This is a genomic window from Labrys sp. ALF-8, from assembly GCF_059699065.1.
This window is the reverse complement of sequence record NZ_AP048537.1, coordinates 1,079,936-1,096,924: the sequence shown is the minus strand read 5'-3', so window position 1 is coordinate 1,096,924 and position 16,989 is coordinate 1,079,936. Positions and strand designations below refer to the sequence as shown.

General features: G+C 65.1%; 17 protein-coding genes. 7 read left to right on the top strand and 10 right to left on the bottom strand.

Annotated features, from left to right (window positions below):
• Positions 1–137: 137 nt before the first annotated feature.
• Positions 138–428, bottom strand: a complete 291-nt coding sequence (locus AC6H34_RS05000) for a hypothetical protein (RefSeq protein WP_448151061.1) — start codon at positions 426–428, stop codon at positions 138–140.
• A complete protein-coding gene (gene gabT / locus AC6H34_RS04995) occupies positions 425–1,741 on the bottom strand; it encodes a 4-aminobutyrate--2-oxoglutarate transaminase (RefSeq protein WP_448151062.1) in 1,317 nt (438 codons plus the stop codon). Before gabT ends, AC6H34_RS05000 begins: the two co-directional genes overlap by 4 nt.
• Before the next feature lie 390 nt (positions 1,742–2,131).
• On the opposite strand from gabT, the gene AC6H34_RS04990 reads away from it, so the two are divergent.
• Positions 2,132–3,238 carry a cell wall hydrolase gene (locus tag AC6H34_RS04990; protein WP_448151063.1) on the top strand — a complete coding sequence of 369 codons (1,107 nt, stop codon included), beginning with the start codon at positions 2,132–2,134 and terminating at the stop codon, positions 3,236–3,238.
• Between the two features lie 99 nt (positions 3,239–3,337).
• Here the strand turns inward: AC6H34_RS04990 and AC6H34_RS04985 are convergent, their stop codons facing one another.
• The gene (locus AC6H34_RS04985; protein WP_448151064.1) at positions 3,338–4,153 is read right to left on the bottom strand and encodes a phosphate/phosphite/phosphonate ABC transporter substrate-binding protein; all 816 of its coding nucleotides are present in this window, start codon (positions 4,151–4,153) and stop codon (positions 3,338–3,340) included.
• Positions 4,154–4,202: 49 nt separating this feature from the next.
• On the bottom strand, positions 4,203–4,841 hold the full coding sequence (nthA, locus tag AC6H34_RS04980; RefSeq protein ID WP_497538086.1) for a nitrile hydratase subunit alpha: 639 nt from the start codon (positions 4,839–4,841) through the stop codon (positions 4,203–4,205).
• A gap of 138 nt (positions 4,842–4,979) precedes the next feature.
• On the opposite strand from nthA, the gene AC6H34_RS04975 reads away from it, so the two are divergent.
• A complete protein-coding gene (locus AC6H34_RS04975; RefSeq protein WP_448151418.1) occupies positions 4,980–5,270 on the top strand; it encodes a YggT family protein in 291 nt (96 codons plus the stop codon).
• A 2-nt stretch (positions 5,271–5,272) separates the two neighbouring features.
• On the top strand, positions 5,273–5,590 hold the full coding sequence (locus AC6H34_RS04970) for a DUF167 family protein (protein ID WP_497538085.1): 318 nt from the start codon (positions 5,273–5,275) through the stop codon (positions 5,588–5,590).
• 23 nt (positions 5,591–5,613) lie between these two features.
• Here the strand turns inward: AC6H34_RS04970 and tesB are convergent, their stop codons facing one another.
• Positions 5,614–6,504, bottom strand: coding sequence for an acyl-CoA thioesterase II (gene tesB, locus AC6H34_RS04965; RefSeq protein WP_448151067.1), 891 nt, complete (start codon positions 6,502–6,504; stop codon positions 5,614–5,616).
• Between the two features lie 66 nt (positions 6,505–6,570).
• Here tesB and AC6H34_RS04960 point away from each other — a divergent pair, with 66 nt between their 5' ends.
• Together AC6H34_RS04960 and AC6H34_RS04955 are read left to right on the top strand one after the other, a co-directional pair.
• A complete protein-coding gene (locus tag AC6H34_RS04960) occupies positions 6,571–7,785 on the top strand; it encodes a ubiquinone biosynthesis hydroxylase (RefSeq protein WP_448151068.1) in 1,215 nt (404 codons plus the stop codon).
• 198 nt (positions 7,786–7,983) lie between these two features.
• A complete protein-coding gene (locus tag AC6H34_RS04955; RefSeq protein ID WP_497538084.1) occupies positions 7,984–8,604 on the top strand; it encodes an SDR family oxidoreductase in 621 nt (206 codons plus the stop codon).
• 9 nt (positions 8,605–8,613) lie between these two features.
• On the opposite strand, the gene AC6H34_RS04950 is transcribed toward AC6H34_RS04955, so the two are convergent.
• Together AC6H34_RS04950 and AC6H34_RS04945 are read right to left on the bottom strand one after the other, a co-directional pair.
• Complete coding sequence (locus tag AC6H34_RS04950) at positions 8,614–9,633, bottom strand: GlxA family transcriptional regulator (RefSeq protein WP_448151070.1); 1,020 nt, start codon at positions 9,631–9,633, stop codon at positions 8,614–8,616.
• 29 nt (positions 9,634–9,662) lie between these two features.
• On the bottom strand, positions 9,663–10,526 hold the full coding sequence (locus tag AC6H34_RS04945; protein WP_448151071.1) for a LysR substrate-binding domain-containing protein: 864 nt from the start codon (positions 10,524–10,526) through the stop codon (positions 9,663–9,665).
• Positions 10,527–10,636: 110 nt separating this feature from the next.
• Here AC6H34_RS04945 and AC6H34_RS04940 point away from each other — a divergent pair, with 110 nt between their 5' ends.
• Complete coding sequence (locus AC6H34_RS04940) at positions 10,637–11,554, top strand: DMT family transporter (protein ID WP_497538083.1); 918 nt, start codon at positions 10,637–10,639, stop codon at positions 11,552–11,554.
• Positions 11,555–11,654: 100 nt separating this feature from the next.
• Positions 11,655–12,980 carry an AcvB/VirJ family lysyl-phosphatidylglycerol hydrolase gene (locus tag AC6H34_RS04935; protein ID WP_497538082.1) on the top strand — a complete coding sequence of 442 codons (1,326 nt, stop codon included), beginning with the start codon at positions 11,655–11,657 and terminating at the stop codon, positions 12,978–12,980.
• A gap of 47 nt (positions 12,981–13,027) precedes the next feature.
• On the opposite strand, the gene AC6H34_RS04930 is transcribed toward AC6H34_RS04935, so the two are convergent.
• From AC6H34_RS04930 to AC6H34_RS04920, 3 genes are all read right to left on the bottom strand, one after another.
• The gene (locus AC6H34_RS04930) at positions 13,028–14,527 is read right to left on the bottom strand and encodes a RimK family ATP-grasp domain-containing protein (RefSeq protein ID WP_497538081.1); all 1,500 of its coding nucleotides are present in this window, start codon (positions 14,525–14,527) and stop codon (positions 13,028–13,030) included.
• Positions 14,512–15,012 carry a GNAT family N-acetyltransferase gene (locus tag AC6H34_RS04925; protein ID WP_448151075.1) on the bottom strand — a complete coding sequence of 167 codons (501 nt, stop codon included), beginning with the start codon at positions 15,010–15,012 and terminating at the stop codon, positions 14,512–14,514. Before AC6H34_RS04925 ends, AC6H34_RS04930 begins: the two co-directional genes overlap by 16 nt.
• A gap of 262 nt (positions 15,013–15,274) precedes the next feature.
• Positions 15,275–16,807, bottom strand: coding sequence for a bifunctional metallophosphatase/5'-nucleotidase (locus AC6H34_RS04920; protein WP_497538080.1), 1,533 nt, complete (start codon positions 16,805–16,807; stop codon positions 15,275–15,277).
• Positions 16,808–16,989: the final 182 nt, after the last annotated feature.

The window sequence follows — 16,989 nt, the reverse complement described above, 5'->3', positions numbered from 1 at the left end:
GGCCTCCTGGAAGCAATGCCTTATCCGGAAAGCATGGTGTTCGCTTGCCGACCTCCAGGCCGGCAAGGAAGTGGTGCGCCTGACCAGAAATCGTCCTGCTGCCCCGGGGCCGGCAGGATGCCGGCGGTCCCGGGGGACTACCGCCTTCTCCTATCGTACGGCACCTGCTTCCAGTTGCAGATCTTCGTGCGGACCCGGATGGGCCTGCCCCGATATGTGGAGCCGGGGGCGAACCAGCGGCAGCCATACCAGGGCGGGCGGCGGGTCGTGGTCTCGATATGGACGGAGCGATAGACGCCGGGGGTGACCCGGTGGCCGCCGACGAAGACATCGTTGCCGATATGCACCTGCGCCCGGGCCGTACCGCTGGCGACGAGCATCGCCAGCAGGAATGGCAGGATGAGGATACGAAACGGCCTGAGGGTCACTTCGGCGCGACGAGGGCGGCCTCGAGAATGTCGAGGCCCTCCTTCAGCACGCGGGGCTGGATGGTGAGGGGAGCGAGCAGGCGCACCGTCTCGCCGAAGACGCCGCAGGTGAGGATCATCAGCCCACGCTCCAGGCAATCGGCCGCCAGCGCCTTGGCGGCGTTGGGATCGGGCTCGCTGCCGCCGTGGCTGGTGACCAGTTCGAAGGCCGTCATGCCGCCGAGGCCGCGGATGTCGCCGATCGGGCGGCCTTCCTTGCGGCGCTTGATCGCCTTGAGGCGCTTGATGATCGTCTCGCCCTGCTTCAGCGATTTCTCAAGCAGGCCCTCGGTCTCGAAGGCCTCGATCACACCGAGAGCGGCGGCGCAGGCCACGGGATTGCCGGCATAGGTGCCGCCGAGGCCTCCCGGGTCGGGAGCGTCCATGATGGCGGCCTTGCCGATCACGCCGGCGAGGGGGAACCCGCCGGCCAGGCTCTTGGCAGTGGTCATCAGGTCCGGCTCCACACCGGCATGCTCCATGGCGAACCACTTGCCGGTGCGTCCGAAGCCGGTCTGGATCTCGTCGGCGATGAGGAGGATGCCGTGCTCGTCACAGAGTGCGCGCAGGCGCTTCAGGAACTCCGGCGAGGCAATGTAGAAGCCGCCTTCGCCCTGCACTGGCTCGATCACGATGGCGGCGACATTCTTCGGATCGACATCGGTCTTGAACAGCCATTTGAAGGCCTCGAAGGTGTCGTCCGCCGAGATGCCCTTGTGCTCGATCGGATAGGGCACGCGCCACACACCGCCTGGGAAGGGGCCGAACTTGCTCTTGTAGGGCACGACCTTGCCCGTCATCGCCATGGTCAGCAGCGTGCGGCCGTGGAAGGCGCCGTTGAAGACGATGACGTCGGAACGGCCGGTGGAGGCCCTGGCGACCTTGATGGCGTTTTCCACCGCCTCGGCGCCGGTGGTCACCAGCATCACCTTCTTCGGGCCGGAGATCGGCGCCATGGCGATGAGCTTCTCGGCCAGCGTGACGGCCGGCTCATAAGGCGTCACCATCAGGCAGGTGTGCGTGTATTTGTCCAACTGCTCGTAGACGCGCTTCATCACCGTGGGGTGGCGGTGGCCCGTGTTGAGCACCGCAATGCCACCCCCGAAGTCGATGAAGCGCCGCCCTTCCACATCCCAGATCTCGGAATTCTTGGCCTTGGCTGCGAAAACGGGCTGCCCCGCGCTCATGCCGCGCGAAAAGACATTGGCGCGCCGTTCCAGGAGCTCGTCCGTCTGGGTTCTATTGGCGCCGTGTGCCTTCACTGGTGCGTTCATGGTTCCTCTCCGATCCGGGCGATTCTGTCCCGATGGCCTCTTGCTATGGCGCTGGGACGATGCCGCGTCAATCGGAGAGGTTGTCTCGCAAGCCTGCGCATAGCGGCGGGTGTGTGGCCGAAAGGCGGCGGATCGGGGCTCGTCCGCGGAGAAAGACTCACTTTCCGGCAGAGCCCGACCTCGCCTGTCTGCGCATGACGAACTCTGTCTCTCTCAGCCAAAAACGGGCTTATTTGTCAGACAAATTGTTGCAGATTCGCCACTCTGTGGCAAGAAAGTGCTAACCATTCCCTTAAAAAGACCCCCATGTGGAGAAGTTTTGTAGCGCCGTTGTTTTTTCGCCACATAATTCGTTACCGGTCGTTAACTTCCCCACAGCACAACGAGCGTATGAAAACAGACACCCTCAAATTTGCCGCACGTTTCTTCGCGATCGCGATTGCGACGTCCGGCCTTGGCGGCTGCGCCCTCTTCTCCGGCTCGCGTGTGGCCAGCACGACCAATGAGCGTGAGTGCCTGGCGCGAGCGATGTATTTCGAATCCAACCGATCGAGCGACGACGGCATGCTCGCCGTCGGAACGGTCGTGATGAACCGGGTCGAATCCGGACGGTATCCGCGGTCCGTCTGCGGTGTTGTCGGCCAGCGCGTGCAGTTCGCACCCGGCGTCCTCACCAAGCAGATGGCCGATTCCGGCAAGCCGCGTGCCTTCCGCATGGCCGACGCGGTCCTCTCCGGCAAGCGTTATCCCGGCATGGCGAAGAATGTCATGTTCTTCCACACCGCCGGCTACACCTATCCCTACAGCAACATGCACTATGTCGCCGTTGCTGGCGGCAATGCCTTCTACGAGAAGCGAAGCACGCCGCGTAACGGCGCACCGGCTCCGGCACCCGTGATGGTGGCGCAGGCCGACATGCCGCCGCTTCCGTCGCCGGTCCCCGCTCCGCTTCCCAAGCAGGCTCGCATGGTCGTGGCTTCGGCCGAGACGCCCTTGCCGCCGCTCGAGCCCCGCAAATATACGCGTGGCGCTGCGGCTCGCCCCCTGGCGGCTGCGGCTTACCAGGCCGATGCCGGCCCGCAGGCGGATCCTGTCATCGATATCCTCCCGCCCTCGCGTCCTGCCCGCCTGAACGCTGCGAAGAAGGTGCGCGCGCCTGATACGGAAGTCGCGCAGAACGATATCGACGCGGGCAATGTGACCGAGCCGCTGCCGCCGGTTCGTCCATCGGTCGGTCAGGTTCACCTGGCGCCGGCACGCAATCGTCCGTCGCAGCCCCAGTTCAACTTCGAACAGGGTCCGTCGGGTGTGGCCGATGCGGCTCCCGCTCCCAAGCCCCAGCGCCCGAAGGCGGTCGTTGCCCAGGCCTCCCGCTCGGTGCCGACCGTGGCCATTCGGCCGGTCGCCGTCGAGGCCAACATGGGCGGCATGCCGGAACCCGCACCGAAGCCGCGGCCCAAGTCCCGCTCGTCGTTGGAGCCCGAGCCTCTTTTCTGAGGCGGGCGTTCTGAGAGGATATCGCCCTCCCCAGGGAGGGCGTCAAAGGGCGGATGAGGGGTCTCTCCGCCCTTTTCCTTTGGATGAGGGCTGTGCGCCTCACGCGATCATTGCATATCCCTGCGCCCTGGCTTCCCGATCCCAGGCAAGCGTGCGCTCGAAGTCGGAGAGCTCCACCGGCGCGAAACCGGCGAGGCGCAGCGTCTGGCCCAGCGGCGCGAACCAGGGCTGGCGATGGGCGGCGGAGAATGCGGACCTGAGCTTCCCGATCGTCTCCGGCGGCAGGCCCGGGGCGGCGACGAAGGAAGGAATGGGAGCAAGATCCGTGCTGCCGATAACCCGGATGCCGTCGGTGAGGTCGGGGCGGTGGGCGCGGATCAAATCATGCCAATAGGCATCGAGCGGGCCGACATCGATCTCGCCCGCCAGCACCTTGTCCAGGATGCCGCGCGCGGTGATGAGGTTGCCGTGGACCTCGCCATAGAGCGTTGGACGCTCCGGCCTGCGATAGGCGAGGAGATGGTAGCGCAAGGCATTGAAGCCCGAGTGGGAGTGCTCCACCGTCCAGCCGATGCGATGTCCGAACGTGTCCTCGATGCGCTGGAAGGGGCTGTCCTTCCGGACGATCAGGTCCGAACGGTAAAGGGGCTTGCCTTGCGACCAGGAAGCGGAAGGGATCGGCGCGGCGATGGGGATGACTTCCGATAGCTGGAAGGCGATCGGGTAACCGCACATGAAGACGCAGCCCAGATCCTCCCGCTCCCAGAGCACCTCCAACGGTTTGGGCGCGGGGTAGGGCACATAGTCAAAATCGGCGCCTGCCATGGCCAGCACGTTGCCGAGGAGCACCTTCCAGCTCTCCTCCACCTCCGGCGTGACCGAGTACATGCGGGCATTGGCGATGAAACGTGTCATGGAGGGTTTCTTGTTCTTATGCCTGGGACCTGCGCGGGGAGGGCAAGGCCTATAGGCCGCCCGGCTGGATGGCCAACCCGGTGCCGATCATGGAATCGCGGGTGATGAGCTGGGCGAGCGCCATTTCACTCCAGCCCTTGGTGCCGTCCGGCCTTTCGGGCAGCACGAGGTAGCGCAGTTCCGCGGTGGAATCCCAGACCCGGATTTCCTTGTCGGCCGGCAGCTTCAGACCGAATTCCTCCAAAACACCACGCGGATCGATCACCGCCCGCGAGCGATAGGGAGCCGACTTGTACCAGACCGGCGGCAGTCCGAGGACGGACCAGGGATAGCAGGAGCAAAGCGTGCAGACGATCAGGTTGTGGACCTCTGGCGTATTCTCCACGACCTTCATGTGTTCGCCCTGTCGCCCGGAATAGCCTAGCGAGGCGATCGCGGCCGTCGCGTCCTTGAGAAGCCAGTTGTGGAACTCCTCGTCACGCCAGGCGTGGGCGACCACATGGGCCCCGTTGCGCGGTCCCACCTTGGTCTCGTAGGTGTCGATGTAGACGTCGAGGGCCGCCGGATCGACATAGCCCTTCTCGACCAGCACGGCCTCGAGTTTCTTCACCCGCTCGGCCATCGGCGACGGCGGCGCGCCATGATGGTGTCCATCATCATGGTCATGGTCGTGATCATGCGTGCTCATGGCCGATGTGTCGCAGAGATTGTTGCGGGAGGCAATGCGTTTTGGGGGCCCATGCCGCGCAAACGGCTGCTCGGGCCCCTTGCCGTGCGGCCGGGTGCTCGCTAGATCATGAGAGGTAAAAATGACCAGGAAGCCACGATGCGTCCCCTTCTCGAGATCGTAATCTATCTCCTTCAGGCCTATGTCTTCGTCATATTGGCGGCCATCGTCCTGAACTGGCTCGTGGCCTTCAACATCGTGAACCGGCGCAATCCAGCCGTCGCCTCCATCGGCGATGTCCTCTACCGCCTGACCGAGCCCGTGCTGGCGCCGATCCGCCGTCGCCTGCCGGATTTCGGCGCGTTGGATCTGTCCCCCTTCGTGGTGATCCTGCTCATCTATTTCATCCAGCGGGTGATCGCCCTCTACATCTATCCCAACGTCTTCTGATCGTGGGGGAGGCCGTTCCCTGGCGCGTCACGCCGGACGGACTGGTCGTCGCCGTGCGCCTGACCCCGCGCGGCGGCAAGGATGCGCTCGGCGCAGTCGAAGTTCTCTCGGACGAAAGGCCGGTGCTCACGGCGCGCGTGCGCGCCGCGCCCACGGAGGGCGAGGCCAACCAGGCGCTGGTGAAACTCCTCGCGAAGACCCTGAGAGTGCCTGCCTCTCGCGTCTCGATCGCGCAGGGCGCGACTAGTCGCGTGAAGATGGTGCTCGTGGAAGGGAACGGACAGGATCTGTGCGCGGCACTCCAAGGACTGTTGCGGTAAGCCGGGGCGTCCGCGCGTCTGCCTTAGCGCGACACGTCGCCCAGGCTGGTATCCTTCTCCCATCTCGGCCTCACCAGTCCTTCCTGGGCGACGGAGGCGATCAGCCTGCCCCCCTGCCAGATCTGGCCGCGGGCGAAGCCGCGTGCACCGCCGGTGAAGGGGCTCTCCTGGGCGTAGAGCAGCCATTCGTCCATCTTGAAGGGAGCATGGAACCAGAGGGCGTGGTCGATCGAAGCGGCCTGCACGTCTATGTCGAACACGCTCTTGCCATGGGCCACGAGCGTGGTGTCGAGCAGAGTCATGTCGGATGCATAGGCGAGCACGGCTTCGTGCAGCGCGGGGTCGTCCGGCAGCTTACCCGCTGCCCGGATCCAGATATATTGCCGCGGTTCCTGCGGGATGCGGGCGACATAGCGCGTGAGATCGACCGGACGGAGTTCGATCGGCCGCTCGCGCTCCCAGTAGTCGCGGACGCTCTTCGGCATGAGCGCCAGGAAGCGCTCCTTCAGCTCGCTGTCGCTCGGCAACTGGTCGGGCTTGGGCACCTCGGGCATGGTGGACTGGTGATACCAGCCCTCCTCCTGGCGATGATAGGAGCAGGACAGCGAGAAGATCGGCTGACCGTGCTGGATGGCGATGGCGCGGCGGGTGGCGAAGCTCTTGCCGTCGCGCAGGCGGTCGACTTCGTAGATGATCGGGACGCTCGGATCGCCCGGCCGAAGAAAATAGCCATGCAGGGAATGCACCCGGCGCTCGGCGTCGACGGTGCGGGTTGCCGCCACGAGGGCCTGGCTGATCACAAGGCCGCCGAAGACCCTTTGCCATCCCACCTGCGGGCTCGTGCCGCGGTAAAGGTTATGTTCGAGTTGTTCGAGATCGAGTATCGAGAGCAGATTGGATATGGGATCGGGCATGGAACTTTCCTTGGTAGCCGCATGCCAGCCGTCCCGGCCGCCGAAAGTCAAGTGTGAGGATCAACAATGGTGAAGCAAGCCGATCTCATCATCGCGGGTGGCGGCTTTGCCGGTCTCGGCCTTGCCGTGGCGCTGAAGGTTGAACTCGGCGCCGGGTTCGACATCGCAGTCGTCGATCCCCTGCTCGGCGGTGCACCTTCGCGCGATGCCAGGGCATCCGCCATTGCCGCCGGCGCGCGCCGCTTCTTCGAGAGGCTCGGCGTCTGGGGCGAGGTGGCCGCGGAGAGCCAGCCCATCCTCGACATGGTCATCACCGATTCCAAGCTGGACGACCCGATCCGCCCGACCTTCCTCTCCTTCGGCGGCGATGTCGAGCCGGGCGAGTCCTTCGGGCACATGGTCGAGAACCGCCTCCTGCTCGATGCGCTGGCAAGGCGCGCCGAGGCGCTCGGCGTCGACTTGCGAGGCCAGGGGGCGACCGTCAGCCGATACCGGTTGGACGGCGAGGAGATCACCACGATCCTGCCGTCGGGAGACGATATCACGGCGCGTCTGCTGGTAGCCGCCGACGGTGGGCGCTCGCGCCTGCGTGAGCAGGCCGGCATCGCCATGCATGGCTGGGACTATGGCCAGTCCGGCATCGTGACGACTGTGGAGCACGAACTGGACCATGAGGGCCGCGCCGAAGAGCATTTCCTGCCCGCCGGCCCGTTCGCCATCCTGCCGCTGACCGGGCGGCGATCGTCGCTGGTGTGGACGGAAAGGACCGCGGAGGCCCAGCGCATCGTCGGCCTCGACGACGATGCCTTCCATGCCGAACTCGAGAAGCGCTTCGGCCTCAGGCTCGGAGAGTTTCGCGCGGTCGGCCCGCGTGCTGCCTTTCCACTCGCCATGCGCATCGCCCGCAGTTTCGTCGGCGAGCGCCTCGCCCTTGTGGGAGACGCGGCCCATCTCATCCATCCGATTGCCGGGCAGGGGCTCAATCTCGGCATACGCGACGCGGCCGCCTTGAGCGAATGCATCGCCGACGCGGCGGGACTCGGCCTCGATATCGGCTCGCCCGATGTGCTCGAGCGCTATCAGCGCTGGCGCCGCTTCGACACGGTGTCGATGGGCATGGCGACCGATGGTCTCAACCGCCTCTTCTCCAACGACCACGATGCCATCCGCCTGGTCCGCGATGTCGGCCTTGGCCTGGTGGAGCGCTTTCCGCTCGCCAAGCGCTTCTTCATCCGCGAGGCGACCGGACTGACCGGTACCGTGCCGCGCCTGATGCAGTAGCGCCGGAGGCGCAAGCCGCCTTGCCTTTAGATCTATCCCGGCCGCCATTTCTTCGTCAGGCGGGCTTCACGTCCGGCCGGCGCGTAGGAGCGGCAGCGAGAGGAGTAGATGCAATGCGGGGTCTTCCATCGGCTCGCGCCACGTTGCTCATTCCTCCGCCATCTGACACTCTCTGCTCCCTTTTGAAGTGAGCAGAGCATGGATCTCGAATTTGCCGGCAAGGTGTTCGCGCTGACCGGCGCATCGCGCGGTGTGTGTCTCGCCATTGCCGAGCGCCTTGCCGCAGAAGGAGCGGCCGTGGCGATCGCGGCGCGTTCGGCCCAGGAGCTTGCCGATGCGCATGGCGTGATCGAGGGACATGGCGGGCGTTGCCTCGCCTATGCCTGCGATCTCTCCGTTCCCGGCGAAGCCGCGGCCTTCGTCGCCAGCGTGGTCGAGATATTCGGACGCCTGGACGGCCTGGTCTGTAACGGCGCCATTGCTTTGAAGAGCGGCCCTGATCGGGACATGTGGCAGGCCGGGCTCGCGCTCAATGTCGGCCACGCCGTCGAGGCGATCGAGGCGGCCGCGCCGCTGATGCATGCCTCCAGCTCTATCCTTCTGGTCGCGGGCGCGGAGAGGAAGGGAGAGGCCTGGCCCTCCGCCGGCATACGCGGCGCCCTGGCCGAGACCGCGCGGCACTTCAGCGATGCGTTCGCGTCGCAGGATATCCGTGTCAACCAGGTACTGGCCGGCACCCCGGCATTCGCCGACATTGCGGCCTTCCTGCTTTCCAGTCGAGCCGCCGATGTGAGGGGCACGACGCTGCCGCCGCGTTGAGGGGAGTGTTCACGACAGGGCGACCGCTTCCTGTCCGCTGCCTTGCGATGCCCTTCGTAGGGCGATCGGCGTCACGCCGAAGGCTTCCTTGAAACGCCGGGAAAAGTTCGAGGAATGGGTGAAACCCGTCACGCCGCCGATCTCGATCATGCTCTTTGCCGTCGACGTCACCATCTGATGCGCGATCTCGAGACGAAGGCGGACATAGGCCGCGTTGGGTCGCGTATTGAGGGTATTCATGAAAACCCGCTCCAGGCCGCGGGTCGAGAGACCGCAGCGGCTGGCGATCTCTGAGATCGGCAGCGGATCGGCCATGGATTGCTCCATGATGAGCAAGGCCCGGCGTACGCGGTTGTCCGAGACCGGCGGCTTGGCCACGGGCATGTGCGGCTGGGGATCTGAGGGCGCGCGTGCCTTCTCGATCTGGAGGACGTCGAGGGCCTTCTGCTTCGTCGCAAGGCCGAGATGGCGCTCGATCAGCAAGGCGGCAAGATCCGCCGCCCCCGCGCCGCCGGAACAGGTGATCCGGTTGCCATCCACGAAGAAAAGTCGGTCGGCGATCGGTGGGTTGTCGGGGAACTCCGTGCGGAACTCGTCGAGGTGATACCAGCTCACGCAGACCTTGCGGCCGCGCATCAGCCCGGCGCGCGCAAGGATGAAGGCACCGGTGCAAACCCCAATCAGGGGGACGTTCTCATGTGCCGCCCGGCGCAGAAAGGCGAGGGCGGCGACGCCGACCGGCTCGATGTCCCGAAGCAGGCCGCCGACCACGGCGATGTGCGTGAAGCGGCGGGGATCGCCGAACGTCGCCGTCGGTGCCACCTCGATCCCGGTGCTCGAGCGGATGAGATGGCCGTTGGCGCTGAGCACATCCCAGTCGCAATGGATCTTGCCGCTCCGGTCGCCTTCGTCGCTGGCGAGGCGCAGCGTGTCCACGAAGAGGGAGAAGGCCGAGAGCGTGAAATCGTTGGCCAGAATGAAGCCGATGCGCAACGGCTTGCTGACGGTGATTTCGGCGCGAAGGGGCATATCGATCTCGGTTTCGGATCCCTGACGTCTCAGGCCGCCAGTTCCTGCTGGGAAACGGTTTCCCGCAGGAACGCAGCAAAGCGCCTGGTCGCGACGCTTGCATTGGCGGGAACCACCAGAGCGATGTCCAGCGGCGGCAATTCCGGAAAGCCCTCGGCCTCGCCGAGGCGGCGCCATTCCTTCGGGATCGAGGAAACGCCGAGGATCGAGACCGCCATCCCCGCATTCACCGCCGAGTGGATCCCCGGCATGTGGCTGGAGGTATAGGCGATGCGACACGGCCGGCCCATTGCCTCCAGGGCGGCAAGCGCATCCGGCCGGCAGCGGCAGCCTTCCGGGAACATCGCGAGCGGGAGCGGGTCGAGAAGCTCCGGCCGATGGTCGCGCGCGGCGCACCATGCGCGGGGCTCGCGCCGCAGAACCTCTCCAAGCGGACGGATCGGATCCTGCGTGATGATGGCGAGATCCACTTCGCCACGTTCGACCATCGGCTCCAGGCGAAAGGAGAGATCGCAGCGCATTTCAAGTTGCACGCGCGGGAAACGCCGCGAGAAGGCGCCGATCAGCGGCGTCACCATCATGTCGACGAAGTCGTCCGGCACGGCCAGGCGCACACGGCCCGCGGCTTCGTCGCCGCCGATGGCAGCCAGGGCTTCATCTTCCAGGCTGAGGATGCGGCGGGCATAGCCGATCAGGATCTCGCCCGCGAAAGTGGGTGTCACCCCCTTGCGCGAGCGCTCGAGCAGGCGCTTGCCGACGCGCGCCTCGAGGCGCGACACGATCACGCTGACGGCTGCCTGCGTCTTGCCGAGGGCCTCGCCCGCGGCCGTGAAGCCACCGCGATCGACGATGGCGACCAGCGTTTCCAGACTGTCGGTATCGAAATGGCGCATGGCTGCGATCCATAAGGATTTGATATCCAACTATATGATACATTCGTTTTCGATTATGAGAAGCCTCGCCTATGGTCGGGCGCTGAATTATTGCCCCCCTTTGTGTACCCATGAGCGACATTACCTCATCGAGCCGTTCCGCCGCCCTGCCAGCCGTTGATTCCGTCGGTCTCGGCGCCATGATCGCGGCCGTGCTCGCGATCTCCTGGTCGCCTATCCTGGCTCGTTTCAGCGACGTCGCGCCGGCGGCAACGGCTTTCTGGAGGCTGTTCTTCTCCTTGCCCGTACTCCTCCTGTGGGCCCGTGCCGAGACAACCAGAGCCGGCGGTGCGTCCCCCATCGCCTTGCTGCGCAGACCGGGCCTCGTCGCAGCCATCCTGGCCGGTGTCGCCTTTTCCGCCGACCTCGCCTTCTATCACGCCGCGCTGCCGCTCACTTCGGTCGCCAATGCAAGCTTCATCTCCAATCTCGCTCCTGTCGCTTCGGTCGTCGCCGGTTTCATTTTGCTCGGAGATCGCCTGCGCCTGGTGGTGATGATGGCTCTCGCGGTTGCCCTCGTCGGCGTGGCGATCACGAGCGGAGCACACCATGGCGGCTTCGCGATGGGGCGCGGCGACCTGCTCGCCACGGCCGCGGCGTTGTCCTATGCCTTCTATCTCGTTGCCCTGCGCGTGGCTCGCGGCAGTCGCCTTGCCGCCGACGTGACGCTGGTCTCCACCGTCGCCGCCACGCTGTGCCTGCTCGTCATCGCCCTGGCCGAGGGAGGGACCCTCGTGCCTCGCTCCGTTGCGGGATGGGCCGTGGTCGTCTCTCTCGGGCTGATCTGCCAGGTGCTGGGCCAGGGGCTGAGCGCAGTCGGGATCGGGCGATTGCCGGCCGGCATCGTCGCGACGATCCTGCTTTCGCATCCGATTCTCTCGGCCGTCATCGCCTATTTCGTCTTCGGCGAAGCTCTCAGCATGGACCAGTTCGTCGGCGGCGTGTTGATCCTGGGCGCGGTGATGATGACCAGAATCAATATGAAGTGATCGCCTCCAATGGCTTGAGGTCTCGACTCCCGTGCATATTGAGGATTACCTTGTGACAGGAGTGTTACGGAGAGTGACGTGACGCTCATTTAGGTGACCCATGCGTCTCATCTGCATGTTGTCGGCCCTGATGATCGTGGCCCTGCCGGCAACCATGGCTGAGGCAGCCGGTCGCAGCGCCACGACTGATCCGACCTTCGGCGACGTGAGGCTGTTCAAGCCATTCGCGGCACCCAAGAACGTGATCGTGCTCCTGTCCGACTCCGATGGCTTCAACCGTGACGAGAGCACGCTCGCCGTCGAGTTCATGCAGCGCGGGGATCTCGTCGTCGGCCTGAGCTGGCCGATCGTTCGTCACGCGGGTGGCCTCGGCCGGGCGATGAGCTGTTCCGAGCTCGCTGGCCATATCGAGAACGTCACCCTGCATGTCGAGCGTGCGCTGGATATCGAACCCTACCGGACGCCGGTGCTGGCCGGCGCCGGCCTCGGCCAGAATGCCGCGAGGGCGCTGGCACTGGAGGCGGCGGGCCACAGCATCGCGGGGGTCATCGCCCTTCACACCACCAGCATGAAGCCCGATACGGTGCCGGCCTGCACGGTCAATGCTTCGGCTTTGACCAATGCGGACGCCAGCGCGGCGACTTCGGCAAGTTTCACGGCCTTGCGTGAAATCGAGGATGGAGACGAGACTGCTGCCGAGGAGGCGGCCGAAGCGCTGGGAAGGGACGCCGGCCCGCATGGCCCCACCGATCTCGCCGACCTGCCGCTATATGTCGCCCAGCCGGCCACGCCTCCCCATCGCCTGGCCGTAGTGCTCACCGGAGACGGAGGCATGGGCCCGCTCAACCGCAATCTCGCGACCTCCCTCACCAGGCGTGGCGTCGGCGTGGTGACCGTCGATTCCCGGCGCTATTTCTGGGCCAAGCGGGATCCGGGTGATGTCGCGGTGGATCTGCGCCGGATCATCCGCCACTTCCGTGCGGCCTGGCCGGTCGATCGTGTCGCCTTGGTCGGCTACTCCTTCGGGGCGGACGCCTTGCCGCTCGTCTACAACCGCCTGCCTCCGGCCACGAAACGCATCGTGGCGGTGGTGTCGCTGCTTTCGATCGCGCCGGTGACCGACATGCGCGTCGAACTCAGCGACGACGACTATCCAAACGAGACGCCGCTGCTTCCGGAGGCCGCACGCATCGACGCGCCGAGCGTGCAGTGCATCTACGGCAAGGAAGACCGCATGGCGGCGATGGCCTGCCCGGCGCTTGCCAATGCCCGGCCGGATTTCACCATCCTGCCGGAAGCCGGTGGCCATGGCTTCGATGGGGACGCCGACCGCCTCGCCGACATCATCGTCTCTCCCTTGCTCTCGGCGCCGCCCGTTCCTCCCCGCCAGAGACCTGCGCCGTCGCAGGCGATCGCGAGGCATTAGGGCGGGCTGCATCTAGGTCGAGACGATCGTCCCGGACCGTGGATCGCTCAACTCCCGGTCTTCTGCAACGGCAGGGCCTGCTGGTGCCGGGCATCGACCATCGCCTGGAAATGCCGGAGCAGCTTGCGATAAAGATCCTCGCCGGCTGCCGCATCCTCCATGCCGATATCGATGTTGGGATTATCGTTGATCTCGATGACCAGCACGCCGGCCTTCGTCTGCTTAAGGTCGACGCCATAGAGCCCGCCGCCGATCAGGCGAGCGGCAGCAATCGCAGGATCGAGCACCTCGCGCGGCACATCCTGCACGGCCACTGCCTGAGTGCGGCCCTCGACATATTTGCCGGCCCCCTCATGCTGAATGATCTGCCAGTGGCCGGAGGACATGAAATACTTGGCCGCGAAGATCACCTCGCCGCCAAGGATGCCGATGCGCCAGTCAAACGAGGTGTAGATGAATTCCTGGACCAGGATGAGATCGGATTCCTTGAGCATCGCCGTGGCGATCTCCTGGAACTGCGGCCAGTTCTCGGCCTTCTTGACGCTGAGGCTGAAGGCTCCGTCCGGCACCTTCAGCACGACCGGATAGGCGAGGCCGGCTTCGAAAGTCGTCAACGTGCGCTTCGTCAGGAACAGGGTACGGGGCGTTGCAATGCCGTTTCCCGTGAGGAGCTCGGAGAGAAAGGCCTTGTTGGTGCAGCGTAGGATGGAATCGGGATCGTCGATCACCGGCATTCCCTCGTTCGCCGCCTTGCGGGCAAAACGGAAGGTGTGATGGCCGATAGCCGTGGTTTCGCGAATGAACAGCGCGTCGAACTGCGTGAGGCGCGGAAAATCCTTCTTCTCGATCAACTCCACGGCGATGTCCATGTCCCTGCCGATGCGCGCCATCGCCTGCAGCGTCTTGAGCTTGGAAGGCGGCATCGGATCCCTGGGGTCGTGCAGCACGGCAAGGTCCATGCGAGGGCCGCTCGATGCCGGGGCCGCCCTCCAGGGCCTTCGCGAGAATTTGCCGAGTGCGTCGAGGAAGACCTTGTCGCGGCTGACGTCGACATCGCGCGGATCGAGGGGATGGAGGTTGGCGATCCTCCAGCCATCGCCTCCGCCGATGCGTTCGAGATCTATGGCGAGCAGGGGGCAGCGGAACAGCTCGAAGCTGCGCGCTGCCATTTCTGCCAGTTCCCGATCTTCGGCATGGCCGAAGAAGACCTGTACGCGCATGGCATCCACCGAACGCGGCACCGACGGCAATGGGCCGAGGCAGCGGTTGAGCCCGGCCAGCTTGAGGGCCTGCACGCCTTTCTGCTGGAGATCTGTAATGGTCTCGACGCTCGGCGTCACCCGGTCTCCGCGCGCCTCCGCCAGGAGTGAGACGTAATAGCCGATGCTGAGATAGGCGTAGCTTCGGCAGAGATTGATCACCCGATGCGAGCGATGCAGGGGGGTGCGGCCTTCGGCAATGAATTCCTGTGCCGTCAGGACACGGGCTTCGGGCGCGGACCAGCGGAAGTCGCTGCGCTTTTCGACGATGATCAGTTGAGATGACATGGCTTGCTTTCGGATTGGGCGCTGACTTCGTCATCTGAAATCATGCGCTGGTAACGGATGGCCTCGGCTCCGTCCTCGTAGTAGGCGGAGACGCGCTTGAAGGGCTTGAAGCCGAGGCGAACGAACAGACGCTGGGCTGCGAGGTTGTCGAAGCGGGTCTCCAGACGGAGCAGGCAGGCGCCGGCCCTGGCCGCAGCCCTGATGGCGGCATCCATGAGCAGCGCGGCAACGCCCTGCCGGCGCGCTTCTGGCGTGACCGCGATCGAGTAGAGGCGCGCAATGGCGCTGCGCCGGTTGAGGAGCATGACGGTACAGCCGACGATGCTTTCACCGTCGGCCGCCAGGGTCACCGCCGCCGAGGGACTTTTCAGAAGATCGCGCCAGCTGCGCCGGGAGATGCGGTCACCGGGAAAGATGGAGAACTCGAGATCGACCAGGGCGTCGAGATCGTCGGCCTGGGCTTTGCGAAGTCGGATCGTGGCCATGAGCTTGGGGGAAATGCGCTCTTGAGAACGGTCCGAAAATAGGCTGCCCGGCAACCGCCGACAAATAAGGAAAGTGTAAGGAGAATGGCCGCCCTACAGGCGGCGATCCCGGATTAAGCCATTGAGGAATAATACTTTTCGGATCACCGCTCTTTTCGGCGGGCTCCGTCAGATGCGGGTCAAATCATTGACGATGGGTCTGATTGATGTGCCTTTGCGCGCAAGCGCTGCCTTCCGCTGCCGGCGTTTTCCTCGCATGGCTCTATCGCAGGATGATCCGTCCCTCCACGCCCGTGGAGATCGCACCTTTCTGGCGCACATAGACCATCACTTCGTTGGCGAGCAGCTTGCCGTCGGTCGCACCGATGAGCACGCGGCCCTTGGCCAACGCGGTATAGCCGTCGCCGCCGGCCAGCATGAAATTGTTGGACGCGAGCTTGTAGCGCCTGTCCGGATCGAGCGGTTGCCCGTCGATGCTGACCGAGAGGATGCGCGAACCCACCGGCGCCTTGCGGTCAACGGTGACGACCATGCCGGAGACCTGCGGGAAACGGCCGGCATAGTTTTCCAGCTGCGAGACGCCGTTCTCCAGGGCCGCCCTGATGTCGGAGCCCTTGATGTCGACCAGCACGGTTGTATTGCCGAAGGGAAGCTCCGAGAGGATGTCGCGGCGGGTCAGCTTTGCACCTGCCGGATAGACTTTGTTGGCCCGGATGCCGCCGCCGTTGGTGAGCGCGCAGTCGGCGTTCGTACGGGCCCGGATCGCATCGGCGATGAGGTCACCCATGGCGGTTTCCTGCGAGCGGACGCTGGCGGTGCGGCTGTCGAGCTCGACCGACGTGGTGCCGATCTCGACGTTGAGTTCCTGGTTGAGGTCCGCCTCGAGCTTGTCGACGACCGCCTGCACCTCGGGATCGGGCGTCACCGTCATGCTGTCATGCACACGGAAGCTCGGCAGCCAGCTCACCTTGCGCGCATCGCCCTCGCCGCTGACTTTCACCGTGAAGTCGATGGCCGTGACGAAATTGCCTTCCTCGTTGGATTCGACCATCACTGTGCGGCCGTCATACCCGATGGCAAGATCATGGTCGTGGCCGGAAAGCAGCACGTCGACGAGGCGCGAGCGCACGATCTCATTGTCCATCTCGCGATCGGTATGGGCGACGCAGACGACGAAGTCGGCTCCCGCCTTGCGCAGGGCCGCCGTTTCGGCGCGCAGGGTTTCCATCTCCGGCTTGAACACCAGGTTCCCGCTTTGAGACATCTGCGGCGTGGCCGCGAGCGCCAGGCTGGTGACGCCGACCCTGATGCCGCCGAGTTCCACGATCGTATGATCCTGCATGCCCGGGATGGATGTGCCGTCGGCCTGGCGCATATTTGCTGCGAAGAAGGGAAAATTCGCCTCCTTCATGCGCTGGAAGTAGACATCGGTGCCGAAATCGAACTCGTGGTTGCCGGGTACGAAGATATCCGGCCGGATCATGTTGGTCAGGGTGACGATGTGCTCGCCCTGGTCGAACCCGGACATCAGCGACGGCGAGAAGCAATCCCCCGCATGACAGAACAGCATGGGGACGCCTCTTGCCCGCTCGGCCTTGACCACTGCCGCCAGCTTCGGAAACCCGCCGCGCCCGTTGCTGTCGCCGGCCTTGTAGATGTCGTTGACGAGCAGGAGCGAAAAGGTGGTGCCGGCCGGCGCTGCCCGCGCGGTGTCCTCGCCGCCGGCCAGCATGGTGACGGAAAAACCGGCGGCAAGGCCGAGTCCGAGGGTCTGGCGGCGGGAGATCTTCGACATGGCGTTTCCTGCGGGCGGAATGGGTCGGCCACCAAGCTTCCACAGGCGTGTGACGGCGGCAAGTCGGTTGAAGGTCTTCCCCGGGGTTGCAGGCCTGTTGCCTGCGGTCCGGCTTGCCTGGGCTGGCTCTTCATCCATCGCGAGGTAGCCGGTACGCCTCGCGGGAAAAGAAAATGGCGGTC

Coding starts and splice junctions, on each gene's coding strand:
- tesB (WP_448151067.1), bottom strand. CDS start 6,504: ATGCCCGATCCCATATCCAATCTGCTCTCGATACTCGATCTCGAACAA.
- AC6H34_RS04935 (WP_497538082.1), top strand. CDS start 11,655: ATGCGTCTCATCTGCATGTTGTCGGCCCTGATGATCGTGGCCCTGCCG.
- AC6H34_RS04990 (WP_448151063.1), top strand. CDS start 2,132: ATGAAAACAGACACCCTCAAATTTGCCGCACGTTTCTTCGCGATCGCG.
- AC6H34_RS04930 (WP_497538081.1), bottom strand. CDS start 14,527: ATGTCATCTCAACTGATCATCGTCGAAAAGCGCAGCGACTTCCGCTGG.
- AC6H34_RS04960 (WP_448151068.1), top strand. CDS start 6,571: ATGGTGAAGCAAGCCGATCTCATCATCGCGGGTGGCGGCTTTGCCGGT.
- gabT (WP_448151062.1), bottom strand. CDS start 1,741: ATGAACGCACCAGTGAAGGCACACGGCGCCAATAGAACCCAGACGGAC.
- nthA (WP_497538086.1), bottom strand. CDS start 4,841: ATGAGCACGCATGATCACGACCATGACCATGATGATGGACACCATCAT.
- AC6H34_RS04950 (WP_448151070.1), bottom strand. CDS start 9,633: ATGCCCCTTCGCGCCGAAATCACCGTCAGCAAGCCGTTGCGCATCGGC.
- AC6H34_RS04945 (WP_448151071.1), bottom strand. CDS start 10,526: ATGCGCCATTTCGATACCGACAGTCTGGAAACGCTGGTCGCCATCGTC.
- AC6H34_RS04975 (WP_448151418.1), top strand. CDS start 4,980: ATGCGTCCCCTTCTCGAGATCGTAATCTATCTCCTTCAGGCCTATGTC.
- AC6H34_RS04925 (WP_448151075.1), bottom strand. CDS start 15,012: ATGGCCACGATCCGACTTCGCAAAGCCCAGGCCGACGATCTCGACGCC.
- AC6H34_RS04920 (WP_497538080.1), bottom strand. CDS start 16,807: ATGTCGAAGATCTCCCGCCGCCAGACCCTCGGACTCGGCCTTGCCGCC.
- AC6H34_RS04940 (WP_497538083.1), top strand. CDS start 10,637: ATGAGCGACATTACCTCATCGAGCCGTTCCGCCGCCCTGCCAGCCGTT.
- AC6H34_RS04955 (WP_497538084.1), top strand. CDS start 7,984: ATGGATCTCGAATTTGCCGGCAAGGTGTTCGCGCTGACCGGCGCATCG.
- AC6H34_RS04985 (WP_448151064.1), bottom strand. CDS start 4,153: ATGACACGTTTCATCGCCAATGCCCGCATGTACTCGGTCACGCCGGAG.